Origin of the sequence: Pseudomonas sp. JR33AA (assembly GCF_021378985.1) — a bacterium.
GTDB classification, from domain to species: Bacteria; Pseudomonadota; Gammaproteobacteria; order Pseudomonadales; family Pseudomonadaceae; genus Aquipseudomonas; species Aquipseudomonas alloputida.
In genome coordinates, this window is the sequence record NZ_JAJSAW010000006.1 from 85,744 (window position 1) to 98,671 (window position 12,928).

The 12,928-nt window shown below is 63.1% G+C and carries 15 protein-coding genes; 5 read left to right on the forward strand and 10 right to left on the reverse strand.

Annotated features, from left to right (window positions below; translation table 11 throughout):
* Nucleotides 1–32: 32 nt before the first annotated feature.
* From LVS58_RS11980 to LVS58_RS11995, 4 genes are read left to right on the forward strand one after another with little or no spacing between them, the layout of a single operon-like run.
* Nucleotides 33–1,076, forward strand: coding sequence for an acyl-CoA dehydrogenase family protein (locus LVS58_RS11980; RefSeq protein ID WP_233691244.1), 1,044 nt, complete (start codon nucleotides 33–35; stop codon nucleotides 1,074–1,076).
* Complete coding sequence (locus LVS58_RS11985; RefSeq protein WP_233691245.1) at nucleotides 1,073–1,828, forward strand: PIG-L deacetylase family protein; 756 nt, start codon at nucleotides 1,073–1,075, stop codon at nucleotides 1,826–1,828. The genes LVS58_RS11980 and LVS58_RS11985 overlap by 4 nt, the downstream gene beginning before the upstream one ends.
* Nucleotides 1,829–1,839: 11 nt before the next feature.
* Nucleotides 1,840–2,439, forward strand: coding sequence for a class I SAM-dependent methyltransferase (locus LVS58_RS11990; RefSeq protein ID WP_233691246.1), 600 nt, complete (start codon nucleotides 1,840–1,842; stop codon nucleotides 2,437–2,439).
* Nucleotides 2,436–3,095 carry a glycosyltransferase gene (locus LVS58_RS11995; protein ID WP_233691247.1) on the forward strand — a complete coding sequence of 220 codons (660 nt, stop codon included), beginning with the start codon at nucleotides 2,436–2,438 and terminating at the stop codon, nucleotides 3,093–3,095. Before LVS58_RS11990 ends, LVS58_RS11995 begins: the two co-directional genes overlap by 4 nt.
* A gap of 29 nt (nucleotides 3,096–3,124) precedes the next feature.
* Here LVS58_RS11995 and ku read toward each other — a convergent pair whose 3' ends face one another.
* From ku to LVS58_RS12045, 10 genes are all read right to left on the reverse strand, one after another.
* On the reverse strand, nucleotides 3,125–3,946 hold the full coding sequence (gene ku / locus LVS58_RS12000) for a non-homologous end joining protein Ku (RefSeq protein WP_233691248.1): 822 nt from the start codon (nucleotides 3,944–3,946) through the stop codon (nucleotides 3,125–3,127).
* Between the two features lie 85 nt (nucleotides 3,947–4,031).
* Nucleotides 4,032–4,619, reverse strand: a complete 588-nt coding sequence (locus LVS58_RS12005) for a phosphorylase family protein (protein ID WP_233691249.1) — start codon at nucleotides 4,617–4,619, stop codon at nucleotides 4,032–4,034.
* Nucleotides 4,620–4,675: 56 nt separating this feature from the next.
* Nucleotides 4,676–5,782, reverse strand: coding sequence for a carboxylate-amine ligase (locus LVS58_RS12010; protein ID WP_233691250.1), 1,107 nt, complete (start codon nucleotides 5,780–5,782; stop codon nucleotides 4,676–4,678).
* A 6-nt stretch (nucleotides 5,783–5,788) separates the two neighbouring features.
* Nucleotides 5,789–6,742, reverse strand: a complete 954-nt coding sequence (locus LVS58_RS12015; protein ID WP_233691251.1) for a methyltransferase — start codon at nucleotides 6,740–6,742, stop codon at nucleotides 5,789–5,791.
* Nucleotides 6,742–8,073, reverse strand: coding sequence for an iron-containing redox enzyme family protein (locus LVS58_RS12020; protein ID WP_233691252.1), 1,332 nt, complete (start codon nucleotides 8,071–8,073; stop codon nucleotides 6,742–6,744). The genes LVS58_RS12015 and LVS58_RS12020 overlap by 1 nt, the downstream gene beginning before the upstream one ends.
* Before the next feature lie 20 nt (nucleotides 8,074–8,093).
* Nucleotides 8,094–8,291 carry a hypothetical protein gene (locus LVS58_RS12025; RefSeq protein ID WP_233691253.1) on the reverse strand — a complete coding sequence of 66 codons (198 nt, stop codon included), beginning with the start codon at nucleotides 8,289–8,291 and terminating at the stop codon, nucleotides 8,094–8,096.
* Between the two features lie 58 nt (nucleotides 8,292–8,349).
* The gene (locus LVS58_RS12030) at nucleotides 8,350–8,532 is read right to left on the reverse strand and encodes a KGG domain-containing protein (protein WP_233691254.1); all 183 of its coding nucleotides are present in this window, start codon (nucleotides 8,530–8,532) and stop codon (nucleotides 8,350–8,352) included.
* A 147-nt stretch (nucleotides 8,533–8,679) separates the two neighbouring features.
* The gene (locus LVS58_RS12035; protein WP_233691454.1) at nucleotides 8,680–9,963 is read right to left on the reverse strand and encodes an NTP/NDP exchange transporter; all 1,284 of its coding nucleotides are present in this window, start codon (nucleotides 9,961–9,963) and stop codon (nucleotides 8,680–8,682) included.
* Nucleotides 9,964–9,967: 4 nt separating this feature from the next.
* A complete protein-coding gene (locus LVS58_RS12040) occupies nucleotides 9,968–10,879 on the reverse strand; it encodes an aldo/keto reductase (protein ID WP_233691255.1) in 912 nt (303 codons plus the stop codon).
* Nucleotides 10,880–10,961: 82 nt separating this feature from the next.
* Nucleotides 10,962–11,831 (reverse strand): Dyp-type peroxidase, encoded by an 870-nt coding sequence (locus LVS58_RS12045; protein WP_233691256.1) that lies wholly within the window; start codon nucleotides 11,829–11,831, stop codon nucleotides 10,962–10,964.
* Nucleotides 11,832–12,015: 184 nt separating this feature from the next.
* On the opposite strand from LVS58_RS12045, the gene LVS58_RS12050 reads away from it, so the two are divergent.
* A complete protein-coding gene (locus LVS58_RS12050; RefSeq protein ID WP_233691257.1) occupies nucleotides 12,016–12,909 on the forward strand; it encodes a bile acid:sodium symporter family protein in 894 nt (297 codons plus the stop codon).
* The last annotated feature ends 19 nt before the right edge of the window (nucleotides 12,910–12,928 follow it).

The window sequence follows — 12,928 nt, forward strand, 5'->3', positions numbered from 1 at the left end:
CTGCGATTGGACACGACCTGGGAGCCCCGCCCATGAGCATCGTTCAGGACTTCAACCTGACCACCCTTGACCGCCTGTTGCGCACCTTCGGCGAACGCCAGCTACCGCTCAACCTCGATACCCAATTGCCGCAACTGATCCAGGCGTTGCAAGCTGATCACCTCGACCTACTACCGTTGCCGGGGCAAGGCAACACCTTGCGTCGCTGGCAGACCTTGGCACGGGTTGCCGGCTGCGACCTGGCGCTGGCCAAGCTCTATGAGGGCCATACCGATGCCTTGGCGATCCTGGCGGAATGCGGCGCCGCGCACCACGCCAACGACGGCATCTGGGGCGTATGGGCAGCAGAGCCGCCCGATGCACGGGTCCACATCACGGGGCGTGAGGGCGACCAGGTGCGCCTGAACGGCATCAAGGCCTGGTGTTCAGGTGCCTTGCAGATCGATCGCGCGCTGATTACCGCCTGGGATGAGGCGCAGCAGCCGCAACTGGTGGCAATCGAGCTGTCACAACCAAGCCAGGGCCTGAACATCGAACATTGGCAGGCCGTTGGCATGGCCACTACCGCCAGTGTAGAGGTGGCATTCAACGAGACCCCAGGCACGCTCATCGGCACGCCAGGTCAATACCTCTCGCGCCCTGGCTTCTGGCAAGGCGGTGCGGGTATCGCCGCCTGCTGGTACGGCGCGGCCGAAGCGCTGGCGGATTACCTGCGTGAACATTGCCGCAACCCCCGCCCAGACCCGCATGCCGATGCGCATCTGGGCGCCGTGGATGCTGCGCTGCATGGCGCCCGCGCATCACTGCGTGAATGTGCTGCGTGGATCGACCAACAGCCCGGTGTGGATGCCAGTTTCGAAGTTCGCCGTACCCGCGCACAGGTAGAACAAGCCGTAGAGCAGGTTATCAGCCACGTCGGTCGTGCGTTGGGGGCCACGCCGTTCTGTCGCAGCAGTCATTTTGCCCGGCTGAGCGCCGACCTGCCGGTGTTCCTGCGTCAGAGTCACGCCGAGCGTGATCTGGCGATGCTGGGCCAGCAGTTGGCCCAATTGCCAGCCGGGGTGTGGCAACTATGAGCCAGAACCTGATCCAGGCCGCCGTTGGCACGCCCTGGGCAGCCTGGCAGCACAGCGCGCATCTGGCGCGTGCAACCTGGCTCGACTCACGCCAATTGTGCCCGCCGGGGCGCCGGCTGGTATTGATTGCGCCGCATCCGGATGACGAAATTCTCATGGCCGGCGGCCTGCTGGCAGGCTTCAAAGGACGCGAGGATGAGCTGGTGCTGGTCTCTGCCACCGACGGCGAAGGCAGCCATCCGGGCTCCAGCCACTGGACCGAACATCGCTTGCGCCGCCAGCGCCCGCAGGAAAGCCGACAGGCCCTGCAACAGCTCGATCTGGACCTTGAACGCCTGGACTGGCGCAGGCTGCACCTGAAGGACGGCCAGTTGCCCCGCGAAGAAGCGTTTCTGGCCAGCCACCTCACCCAGTTACTGCGACCCGATGACCTGCTGATGGCCACCTGGCGCAGTGATGGCCATTGCGATCACGAGGCCGTTGGCCGCGCCGCTGCGCATGCAGCGGCAACCCGCGGGGTGCAATTAGCAGAGGTACCAGTCTGGGCCTGGCACTGGGCTGAGCCTGACGACCCGCGCCTGCCATGGCCCCGAGCGCACCGCCTGCAGCTCGATGAAAGCCGCCTGGCACGCAAGCGCAAGGCCTTGGCCGCCCACGTCAGCCAGCTGCAGCCGGACGGCGAGCAGCCGCCGGTGCTACCGCGGCACCTGCTGGATTGCCTTCTGCAACCTTTCGAACTGGTGTTCCTTTGAATGGAGCTGTCATGAGCCTCGATCCACAGTATTTTGCCCAGCTATACGCCACCAATGAAGACCCTTGGGCCTTTCGCACCCGTTGGTACGAGAAGCGCAAACGCGAACTGGTGATGGCCAGCCTGCCACGCCAATGCTATCAGCGCGTGTTCGAGCCAGCCTGCGCAAATGGCGAGCTCAGTGCGCTGCTGGCCGAGCGTTGCGCCGAGCTGTTGTGCCAGGACCTGGACCCGACAGCGGTAAGCCTGGCCCGTGAACGCCTGGCCCATGTGCATAATGCTTCGGTCGAACTGGGCCGGCTACCGGGCGACTGGCCGGGCGGCCGCTTTGACCTGATCGTGCTCAGCGAGGTGGGCTACTACCTTGATCCCACCGACTGGCTGCAGGTGATCGAACAATCGGTGGCCAGCCTTGGCTACGACGGTGCCCTACTGGCCTGCCATTGGAAGCACCCTATCGCAGGTTGCCCGCAGGACGGTCGCGAAGTGCACCGCATGTTGACCCGGCATTTGCCGCTGCATCAACAGTTCCGGCATGAGGAGGCGGACTTCGTGCTGGAGTACTGGTCCTGCCAGCCAAGCGTTGTCGACCTCGATGAGACGTGCGCATGATTGCTGTTGTCATCCCGGCGCATAACGAAGCCCGCCGCCTTGGGCGATGCCTGCGGGCGGTGATGATCGCGGCCCGGCAGGCGCAGCAGTCCGGCCTGCACGTGCAAGTGCTGGTGGTACTGGACCGCTGCAGTGACGGCAGCGGCGCCGTGGCACGGCGATTCGGTGTACACATACTGGAGGTGGACGCCGGTAATGTCGGCATGGCGCGTCGCGTGGGCGCGGCGCACATGGTCGAGCGAGGCGCCACGTGGTTGGCGTGCACCGATGCCGACAGCCAGGTCCCGGCACACTGGCTGCTGTCGCAGCTGGCCTGTAGCGCCGAGGTGGTGTGCGGCACAGTGCATGTCGAGTCCTGGCAAACCTGGCAGACAGCCGCGCTGCGCAAGTTGTACCGGAGCCGCTACCAGGCGTGCGAAGGGCATCGGCATGTGCACGGTGCAAATCTGGGTGTATGTGCCGAGGCCTACGAGCGCGTGGGTGGCTTCCAGCCCCTCGCGGCGCATGAAGATGTGCAACTGGTCAGCGCCCTGCAGGCCAGCGGCGCCCAGATCGTCTGGACCGCCAGACACAGTGTGGCCACCAGCAGTCGACGGGACAGCCGCGCCCGCGAGGGGTTTGGTGATTACCTGGCCGGATTGCAGGCGCAGGTCTGATGCTGTGTGTAGGGGTGGCGAAACCTTGCTCAGGAAGCCTTGCGCGTCTTCTTCACCGGTTTCTTGCCGCCTAGGCTGCGCTTGAGCAACTCGGTAAGGTCGAGGATATCTGCACCTTTCTCGGCCCCGCCTGTGTCGCCCTTTTCCACCGCCTCGATCTTGCCCTTGCTGGCCTTCTCTTCCACCAGGTCCATGATCGTCTGGCGGAAGGCGTCATGATAATCCTCAGGCTTCCAGGGCCCGCTCATGTCCTCTACCAGGCGCTTGGCCATCTCCAGTTCACGCTTCTCCACCTTGCTGTCGGTCACACTGGAATCCAACTCCAGCGTTTCCAGCCCGCGCACCTCTTCAGGCCAGCGCAAGGTGATCATCACCAGCGCATCGTCGAGCGGCCGCAGCAGCGCCAGGTGCTGCCGGGTATGCAATACCACGGTGGCCAGTGCCACCTTGCCGGTCTTTTCCAGCGTCTCGCGCAGCAGGGCATACACCTTGCCGCCACGGCGGTCCGGGGTCAGATAGTAGGGCGTATCGAAATGCTGCAGCGGAATATCGCCCGCTTCCACAAAGGAAAAGATATCGATTGTCTGGGTCGCTTCGGGACGGGCCTTGCGGATCTCCTCCTCACTGATCACCACATAGCGGCCCTTCTCGAACTCTACACCCTTGACGATATTGTCCTTGTCGATTTCCTTGCCGGTCACCTTGTTCACCCGCTTGTAGCCGACCGGCTCCATGCTGCGCTTGTCCAGCCAGTCGAAGTCCACGCGCTCGGTGCGCACGGCGGTGTTAAGTGCCACGGGGATGTGCACAAGGCCAAAACTGATGGCGCCTTTCCAGATTGCGCGAGCCATGAGGGTACTCCCAGGGTTGCCTGCTGATACCAGAAGTGACTGCGCCGGGCGACAAAGGTTTAGCTGCCCTGCCCTGCGGCAACCGTCACACCTGGCTGAACAACACCCGCTTGAACGCCTCGGCCGCCAGGTGCACTTGCACCGCCCAGTCCGCCGCGGCATCGCTGCCGGCATCATCGGAAATGTATTTCAGGCACACAAATGGAATACCTTCGCCACGCGCGATCAATGCCAGCACGTAGGCTTCCATGTCGACCACGTCGTAAGGCGCGTCGCCATGGTTGATCTCGAAGCTGTCACCGCTGCCACAGGTTTCCAAAGCCAGGCCGGGAATTGCCACCCCGTGCTCGAGCATCACCGGGGTATCGGACAAGGGCGTTTCATAGCGAGCAAAACCCAGCGCGGTCACATCCATGTCGCGTTGGACGAAGCGGTTACAGCACACGACTTCGCCCCTGCCATGACGCTGGCTGCCAGCCGAGCCCAGGTTGACGATAAGTTTGGGCCTGCGCGTTACGATCGCCTTGGTCAGGGCAATAGCGGCATTGACCTTGCCAATGCCGGTGAACACGGTGTTCACCTCGGTAAAGACATTGCCCGCCTCGGCCTCAAGTGCAAAGACGAACAGCGTGTCATCCAGGGAAATGTCGGGGAATTGCTTGATCAGCATCATGGAGCAGGTGTTTCCGAGTGGCTGCAAAGGGCGCGGCCATTGTCGGTCAACCCAGGCTAAATGCAAGTCCCGGCGGCCACCACGGCGCGTAGCGCCTGCGCTTTGCCGAGCCCGTCTGCCTTGGCCTGTGCCAGGCACAGCAATTGCTGGTCGGCATGGGTGCCGTGGCGCAGCACGTGCAGGGCGTGCTGGCAGGCGCGCTCGGCGTCCGCGCTGTCTATGGGTACCTGCTCCTGCAGTTGGGCGAGCCAGCCTTGCGCCGTGACCGGTTGCTGCTCGTGACAACCTATGAATTGAGCGTGGCGCCCATGGCGCATGGCACGCCAGTAGTTCTCCTGGGCGATCCAGCGCAACTCGCGGCTGCAAGGCAGCGGGTCATGGCGGTAGGCAATGTTGTGTTCAACAAGATGGCGAAACAATGCTGCAATGCACAGGACGTCTTCCAGGCTCGGGCAGCCATCGCAGATGCGCAACTCCACTGTCGGATAGCGCCGCGAAGGCCGGATTGCCCACCAGAAGTCGCCCTCGGCGGCCAGTGCACCGGTACGCTGCAACAAGGCACGGTAGCGTTCGTAGGCGGCCCAGTCCGGCAATGCTTCGGGCAAGCCCATGTGCGGCCACTCACCGCAGATCACGCGGCGATAGCTCATGTACCCGGTAGGCTGGCCAGCCCACAGGGGCGACGAGGTGCTCAACACCAGCAACAACGGTAACCAGGGCAAAAGGCGGTTGATCAGTTGCATGCGGTCACACCCTGGCGGTACGCCAACGTGCACATGCAGGCCATTGAGCAGGCTACGCCTTGCTACATGGCGGTAGTCATCGAACAGCTGCTGATAATGCACGTGGGCCGCGGGCTTCTGCCGCAGCCACGCGGCGCAGGGGTGGCTTGCCGCAGCGTATGGCCCCATCCCCTCTTCGGCCAATGCCACGCGCAGCCGCTGACGGCTGCGCTGGAAGAACTCACGCGCTTCATACAGGTTGGTGAACACCGGCGACGCCAGCTCGATCTGGCTACGGAACATCTCCTGGGCGAAATAGCGGCCAAGTGCTTCACGACAGCGCCCGATCACCGCAGGTGACGGTGTGGCCGAAACCTGACCCGAGCCCAGTTTCACCAGCAGGTATTCTTCCTCGATGCCGAACGTACAGGAGCGGACCATGCTGCCTCAGCGGCTGCGGGTAACGGTGAGCGCCACGGCGGCGATACGTTCGACCTGTTCGTAACCTGGCTCAGTCAGTTGCTCGCCAAATACGTCGGGGTCGATTTCCCGGTACACCCAGGCCCAATCCGGGCCGGCCAGGCGCAGGCGGATGGCTTCGAGCAAGGCGTCGCGGCCTTCTACAATGGCCACGCCGGTGTACAGCAGCAACGTACCGTGGCGGCTCAGCCGTTCGCGAGCCTGCTCCACGATACGTAGTGACAGGTCGGCGCCTAGCACGCCTCCGCCGTGACGATAGATGCGGGCGCTAGGGTCAAGCATGTAGGGCGGGTTGGCAACGATCAGGTCGAACGTGCCGGTGACACCGTTCAGCAGGTCGCTGGGCTCTACCGACAGGTTACTCACTCCTGCCAAGGCTGCATTGATTGCCGTATAACGCAGCGCCAGGGGGTTGATGTCAACGGCGCTGACCTGTGCGTGCGGCGCGGCGCGGGCAATCAGCACGGCGCCCACGCCGCTACCACAGCCAATATCCACTGCATGCTCGACCCGCGCGGGACAGTGCTGAAGGTGATCCTGGATGACCTGGGCAAAGCGGTAACTGTCCGGGCCGAAGAACACGGCATCGCTGGCGTCGGTTGGAAACGCCGAATGCAGCAGCAATAATTCATCCAGGCTGGACCAGCGTACCGTGCTGGTCAGCAGTTCACCCTGTGCCACCAACGCCTGCGCACGTTCGAGCAACTGCAACTGATCTGCCGACAACAAACCTGGGGCGAAAGGTCGGCTCCAGCCGAATACATCGCGCAGGGTGCCGGCCTGCCCGCAGCCCTCGCGAGCATTGACGCGCGCATGAGTGGCGGGCGTCACGCAGGTAAAGTGGTATCCATCGGCGCGCAGGCGCTGCCCCAGTTGCAATAACGCCTCATCTGCCTCGATTTGCCTGTGAGCGAGCATCATCAAGTCGGTTCCTCCTGGCACAGCCCGGTTGCGCGAATGTAGGCGCGCGTGGCTGACAGGCCGTCCGGCGTGGCGTGGCGGTTGCCGGCCATCCTCTGGATCAAGGCCTTGGGGGCCACATTCAAGGCGTCGGTTGGTATTTCTTCAGGCACCTCGGGCAGCCCCCAACTGCCCGGGGACACACGGCGGATGGACGGCTGCCAATCGTCGGCGATCCAGTCATGCCAAAGCTGTTTTTCATAGGCACTGAACACCCCGAACATCGCCGCAGTCGGCCCCTCGATCAGCCTCCACCAGCGGCTGTCTGCTGGCGGCTGCCCTCTGCGGATCCAACCCTGAGCCTGCAATGCGGCAACGAATGTGGGCATGGCACCCGGCTCGGCCAGCCATTGATTGATCGTGCGCTGCTGCAGGCGGCAATGGTCGGCATGCATCAACTGGCCATAGACCCGCTTGCGTTCCAGGGCCGCAAACAATTCGCCTTGCAGGTCGAACTGGCCGATGAGGTCTGGTGTGGTGATACCCCGGTCATTCAGGCGGTAGCCTAAGCGCACCCTGGCGTAGAACCCCTGTGGGTCATGCGGGGGGCTTAGCTGGTTCAGGGCCTGAATTGCCAGGCGGGCATGGCCGCTGGCGGCATTGTCGATGGTTACGTGTAGCTGAAAATACTGCCCGTCGATGCCCAGTTCGGCCAGCTCGTACGTGGTGATCAGCAGATGCAGCGGTGGCTGCTCATAGCCGAGGTTGTAGCCAATCACCTCCGGCAGATAAGTGTCGCAATGCTGCCCCAGGGCAAGTTGCAGGGCCCCTTGCAGATACCTCGTGTCATCCAGGGGCATGGCCTCCATGCAACCCAGGCGGCCAAGCAGACGCTGATAGATCAGCACATGGTTGCAGCGTGGGTCACCGTTGCCGAGCTCTTCCAGGTAAGTGCGAATCAGCCCGTGGTAACGTGGATCGCGCCAGTGATGCAGGGTGCCCTGCAGCCAGGCGCCGTCCACGGACTTGGTCGGCGCAACCTGTTGCAGGAACCACAAAGCGTGTGCGCGGTTGGAAAAGTAACGCCGTGGCATGCCTTCACGGCGTTGCGTCCGGTAATCGGTGTAGGCCTTGGCAACTTCGGCAGCATGCTCCCTGCTCCAGGCAGCCAACTCCGATGGTGTGTCGGGCAAGTTATCCGACATGTTCGCGGCACCCGCCAGTTGTTCCTCCAGCCATGAGGCGCTGCCAGCCTCCTGGCCTGCGAGCATTGCTTGGTAACGTTGTCTCAGGCTGGTCGATACGGTGGCCACTCGCGCAGCGCCTGCGGTGTTGCGGTTCATCACCGTCATGCCGTGCTCCTTGTGTCTACTTACGCGTTCGGCTTTTGCCCCGGCATCGGCTCGGGGTCGGGCGCAGGCTGCGGTGCAGGCTTGGAATCAGGTTGCTGCATTTGCAGCGAAGGCTTGCTAGGGTCGGAATCTTTGCCGGGGTGGTCATTGTCGCGGTCGAAACAGCCGCCAACCAAGCTCAGCGAGCCCATCAGAATGATCAGTGGAGTCAGTCGCATGGAGTACCCCTTTGGATAATTGCAGTGCCAGGTTACCCCGGCACTGCGTCTTGGTCAGTTACGAACGGCCGCCCTTGTGACCCGACTCGCGGTCGTTGGACGTGCTGCCGCCCGAGGACTGGCCGCCCTTGCGACCGGCTTCGGAAGCTTTTTCACGGTCATTGGCGAAATTGCCTGGGTTCTTGTTACCGCCTTGGCTGCCTTGTTGATTGCCGCTGCGGCTGTTGTCTTTAGTGGCCATGGTGTTCAAACCTCATATGACTTCGGAATGCACGGCAAGACGCCGTACACAGATTCGGAGTTCGGCGATATCGGCAGATTCGCTTTATTACGAAGGGTTCGGACCGGTGGCATTAAATAAGCGGCATCGCCATATTTGGCGCGCGTGTCAGTGGTGCGGCGGGCTCTCCAGGCGCGCCTGGCGCCGGCCCAGCCAGCCGCCCGTCGCGGCCCAGCCCACGGCAAGCAGCGCGCCGATCAGCATCGCCAATTGCGGGTGCTCGCCCATGATGTCCAGCCCACGCTTGACCCAGCCGCTCAGCGCATCGCCGCCACGGTAGACCACCGTGTCGATGAAGTTCTTGGCTTTGTACTTTTCCTCGGCAGGTAGCACGGTGAACAGCATCTCCCGCCCTGGCCGTACCAGCGCGTATTCGCCTGCCCGGCGCACCACCATCACCACCACGAACAGGGCGAACACCGGAGCCAGTGCCAGCCACAAGAAGCCTGCAGCCATCACCAGCGGCACCGCAACCAGCAACACACCGACACCCAGCCGACGCGCCAGGCGCCCGGTAAGAAAGACCTGGGTGAGGATGGCCAGGGCCTGCACAACGGTGTCGATCAGGCCAAACACCTGTGTCTGCCGGGTGCGGTCAGTGAAGGTTTCGCTGACAATCCGCGCCTGCTCGAAGTACAGGAATGTGCTGACGCTGGCCAGCAACACCACGAACAAAGCAATGCCCAGCAGATAGGGCGAGCGCAGGACGGCGATGGCGCCGGCAAACGGGTTGCCACCCAGTGGCCGCGAGTCCTGATGTTCGGTTTGCACCGCAATGGGTTGGCGTGCTCGCCACCGCTGCAGGAACAAGGTCGCGCCGATACTGCCCAGCAGAAGTACCGCAGCCAGCACCAGCAACCCGGCATGGCCGAGCGGCGCCACCAGCAAGGTGCCCAGCAGGGGGCCGCTGAGCCCGCCCAGGCTGGCCCCCGCTGCCAGCAGGCCGAACAGCCGCTTGCCTTGGGCGGTGGAAAACAGATCGGCGAGCACGCTCCAGGCCAGCGAGATCGTCAGCATATTGAACACCGACAGCCAGATATAGAATGCCCGGGCGGTCCAGAGATCGTCAGGATTACTGGCTAACAGTGCCGCGAACAGCAACAGGTTGCTGGCGAAAAAACCATAGGTCCAGGGCAGGATATGCCTGCGGCGCACCCGGGATGCCAGCCAGCCAAACAGCGGCAGGCACGCCAACGTGGTAATGAAGGTGCCGGTGAATAGCCATTGCAGGTTTTCCACGCCACCGGCAACGCCCATGGTCTCGCGCACCGGGCGCAGCATGAAGTAACCGGTGAACAGCAGGTAGAACAGCAGCAAGGCGGCGATCACCGCCGGCCCTTCACCAGGCTGGATGTTCAGCCCTTGATCCAGGCGCCGCCGCCAGGCTTGCATGGTGTCAGGCAAACTGCGTGATCAGCGCCTGTTGCTGCGCCTGGGTGAGCAGTGGCTCATGCCCGGCCTTGAGATGATCGAGCTGACGGTCAGGCTTACCGGTAGCAGGTATGACCGTGGTCACTGCCGGGTGGCTGATGGCGAATTTGAGAAACAGCTGTGCCCAGCTGCCAATGCCAGCTTCGGCGGCCCAGCCAGGCAAGGCCTGACCCTGGACGCGGGCGAACAGCCGGCCATCGTCGAAGGCCCGATTGATCAACACCGCAACGCCCTTGTCGTGGCACAACGGTAGCAATTCGCGGGCGGCGTCGGGGGCGTTGACCGAGTAGTTGATCTGGATGAAGTCCAGCGGCTCGCTTCGCACGATGCGCGCGACATCGTCGTGGCCACTGTTCAGGTAATGGGTGATGCCGACGTAACGTGTCCCGCCCTGCTGCTTCAGTTCGCGGGCATAAGGCAGCTGGGTCTGCCAGTCGCGCAGGTTGTGAACCTGCAGCAAATCGACCTTGTCGGTGCGCAGGTTCTTCAGGCTGCCGGCCCACTGCGCTTGGGCTTCAGCCCGGCTATTGGCGGCGATCTTGGTGGCAAGGAAGCACTGGCGGTGCCAACCGCCCTCCTCCAGCAACCGGCCAAGAATGCTGTCGGCGCCCCCGTAGTTGGGCGAGGTGTCGATCACCCGGCCGCCGCCTTCGAAAAATGCCTTGAGCAGCGTTTTGAGCTGAAGGTATTGGGGCGAACCAGTTTCTACCTCGAAACTGCCCGAAGTACCGGCACCGATCACCGGCAACGCTTCACCGGTGGACGGGACTTTACGGGCCAGCAAACCCGCCGGCACGGCAGCGTGCAGCCAAGGGCTGGCGGCGGCCAGCAACCCCAATGTGGCACCTGCGCGTAGGACTTCACGACGTGCGTACACGGAAAATCTCCCGTCATGAATGGGAAACTTTCAAGCCTAGCCGCTCTGTCGCTCGCCTGGGTGGGTTTCTGTATCTGGATGTTTAGTGATCAAGCCCCAGCAACGGGCTCAGATCGACACCCGTCCCGCTCATCGGTGGGCACCAATAGTAGCCACCGGTCAGCGGGCGGCTAAAGCGGTACAGTCCATCGATGATGCCGTCTTCCAGGCCGCTCATGCGCCGCAGCTGCACCTCGAAAGCCTCGAAACTCTTGCCCAGGGCGACGAACGCCAGGCCGGCGCCGCGTTGGTCGGCCCAGGATACCGAGCGGCGGACCATGAACGCCTCGGGTTCAAAGCTTTCCTGGGCGGTGCGTTTGACGTGCGCGGACTCGGGGGCGTCGTCGAGTTCTTCGTTATCGCTCAAGCGGCGGCCGATGATGTTGTCCTGGTCAGCCTGAGGCAGCGACTTGAAGTATTCCAGGTCGTGCTTCCACAGCTGGAACGCGGCAAAGCTGGAGCCATCCGCGGCAATGGCCGCTTGCACCGCCTCTTCTTCTACCGGGTTTTCGGTACCGTCTTCATAACCGGTAAGGTCATGGCCACCCCGGTGCAGGAAGCCATCAACGCTGTCGGCCAGGCACAGAGCGGGTGCCAGTGCCTGCTCCAGGGCCTGGGCGCGCAACAGCAGGTCGCCGCGTTCGTTGCCACGCAGCCACAGCCACAGGGCGTGTTGGGTGCTGGGGTTCTCCACTGCGGCATCCAGCAGCGGGAACGGGCGCAGGCCTGGTATTTCCCGGCCCAGGGCCTTGGCCAGCGGGGCGCCTACGCCCAGCAGCAACTGTTCGCCATCGACCTGCGGCAGCAAGGCATCCAGAGCGGCAGACAACGCCTCGGGCGACTGCAGGGTGAAGAACAGGTGACGGGCGTGGGCCGGCACCGGGGTGGCAAGCAGACCTTGCTGGAACGGCATATCGGGCTAATCCTAAGGTAAAAAAGGAATGCTACTTCGCCTGCATGCGTGCTGCAATGCGGCATGCAGCCTCGCCAGCCGCTGCGCGTGGTAACAAACGGTTACCAAGAGCTGGCCCTTTGCAATTAGCTATCAATCCAGGCCGACCTACACTGCTTCAGGTCCTTCGCCCGAGATACCATTCATGACCGCCTCGCCCCTGCTCACTGCGTTTCTGCCGCTTGCCCTGGGCATCATCATGCTTGGCCTTGGCTTGTCGCTTACGCTGGCTGACTTCGCTCGCGTGGTGAAGTACCCAAAGCCCGTGGTGGTGGGCCTGGTGTGCCAGATCCTGCTGTTGCCGCTGGTGTGTTTCCTGATTGCCAACGGCTTTGGCCTGGAATCTGCCCTGGCAGTGGGGTTGATGCTGCTGGCTGCTTCGCCGGGCGGTACCACAGCCAACTTGTTCAGCCATCTGGCCCACGGTGATGTGGCGTTGAACATCACCCTGACGGCGGTCAACTCACTGATCGCGATCCTGACCATGCCGTTGCTGGTGAACCTGTCGCTGAGCTGGTTCATGGCCTCGGACCAGGCTATTCCACTGCAGTTCGCCAAGGTCATGCAGGTGTTCGCCATCGTCTTGCTGCCGGTAGCGCTGGGCATGCTGATTCGCCATTTCGCCCCGGCGTTCGCTGCACGCATGGAGAAACCGATGAAGCTGGTGGCTGCGCTGTTCCTGGCCTTCACTATCGTCCTGGCATTGGCCAAGGACTGGCAGACAGTGGTCGAGTACGCACCGGTGGTGGGCCTGGCGGCGCTGCTGTTCAACCTGCTGAGCCTGACGGTGGGCTATTGGGTGCCGCGCCTGTTGAACATTCCCAAGCGCCAGGCGATTGCCATTGGTATGGAGATTGGCATCCATAACGGGACCTTGGCGATTGCCCTGGCGTTGAGCCCTTCGCTGCTCAACAACGCGACCATGGCCGTGCCGGCTGCGTTGTACAGCTTGATCATGTTCTTCACCGCGGCCGGGTTTGGCTGGTGGGTGAGCCGCGGGTATGTGGCGGCACAGCCCAAGGGTGAAGCTGTGAACTGAGGTCACTCAATCCCTTCAG

Bases quoted from the DNA above. Each gene is read 5' to 3' on its own strand.
- LVS58_RS12010 (WP_233691250.1), bottom strand. From the start codon at position 5,782: ATGGTCCGCTCCTGTACGTTCGGCATCGAGGAAGAATACCTGCTGGTG.
- LVS58_RS12015 (WP_233691251.1), bottom strand. From the start codon at position 6,742: ATGATGCTCGCTCACAGGCAAATCGAGGCAGATGAGGCGTTATTGCAA.
- LVS58_RS12030 (WP_233691254.1), bottom strand. From the start codon at position 8,532: ATGGCCACTAAAGACAACAGCCGCAGCGGCAATCAACAAGGCAGCCAA.
- LVS58_RS12025 (WP_233691253.1), bottom strand. From the start codon at position 8,291: ATGCGACTGACTCCACTGATCATTCTGATGGGCTCGCTGAGCTTGGTT.
- LVS58_RS12020 (WP_233691252.1), bottom strand. From the start codon at position 8,073: ATGACGGTGATGAACCGCAACACCGCAGGCGCTGCGCGAGTGGCCACC.
- LVS58_RS12035 (WP_233691454.1), bottom strand. From the start codon at position 9,963: ATGCAAGCCTGGCGGCGGCGCCTGGATCAAGGGCTGAACATCCAGCCT.
- LVS58_RS12005 (WP_233691249.1), bottom strand. From the start codon at position 4,619: ATGATGCTGATCAAGCAATTCCCCGACATTTCCCTGGATGACACGCTG.
- LVS58_RS11990 (WP_233691246.1), top strand. From the start codon at position 1,840: ATGAGCCTCGATCCACAGTATTTTGCCCAGCTATACGCCACCAATGAA.
- LVS58_RS12050 (WP_233691257.1), top strand. From the start codon at position 12,016: ATGACCGCCTCGCCCCTGCTCACTGCGTTTCTGCCGCTTGCCCTGGGC.
- LVS58_RS11980 (WP_233691244.1), top strand. From the start codon at position 33: ATGAGCATCGTTCAGGACTTCAACCTGACCACCCTTGACCGCCTGTTG.
- LVS58_RS12045 (WP_233691256.1), bottom strand. From the start codon at position 11,831: ATGCCGTTCCAGCAAGGTCTGCTTGCCACCCCGGTGCCGGCCCACGCC.
- ku (WP_233691248.1), bottom strand. From the start codon at position 3,946: ATGGCTCGCGCAATCTGGAAAGGCGCCATCAGTTTTGGCCTTGTGCAC.
- LVS58_RS11995 (WP_233691247.1), top strand. From the start codon at position 2,436: ATGATTGCTGTTGTCATCCCGGCGCATAACGAAGCCCGCCGCCTTGGG.
- LVS58_RS11985 (WP_233691245.1), top strand. From the start codon at position 1,073: ATGAGCCAGAACCTGATCCAGGCCGCCGTTGGCACGCCCTGGGCAGCC.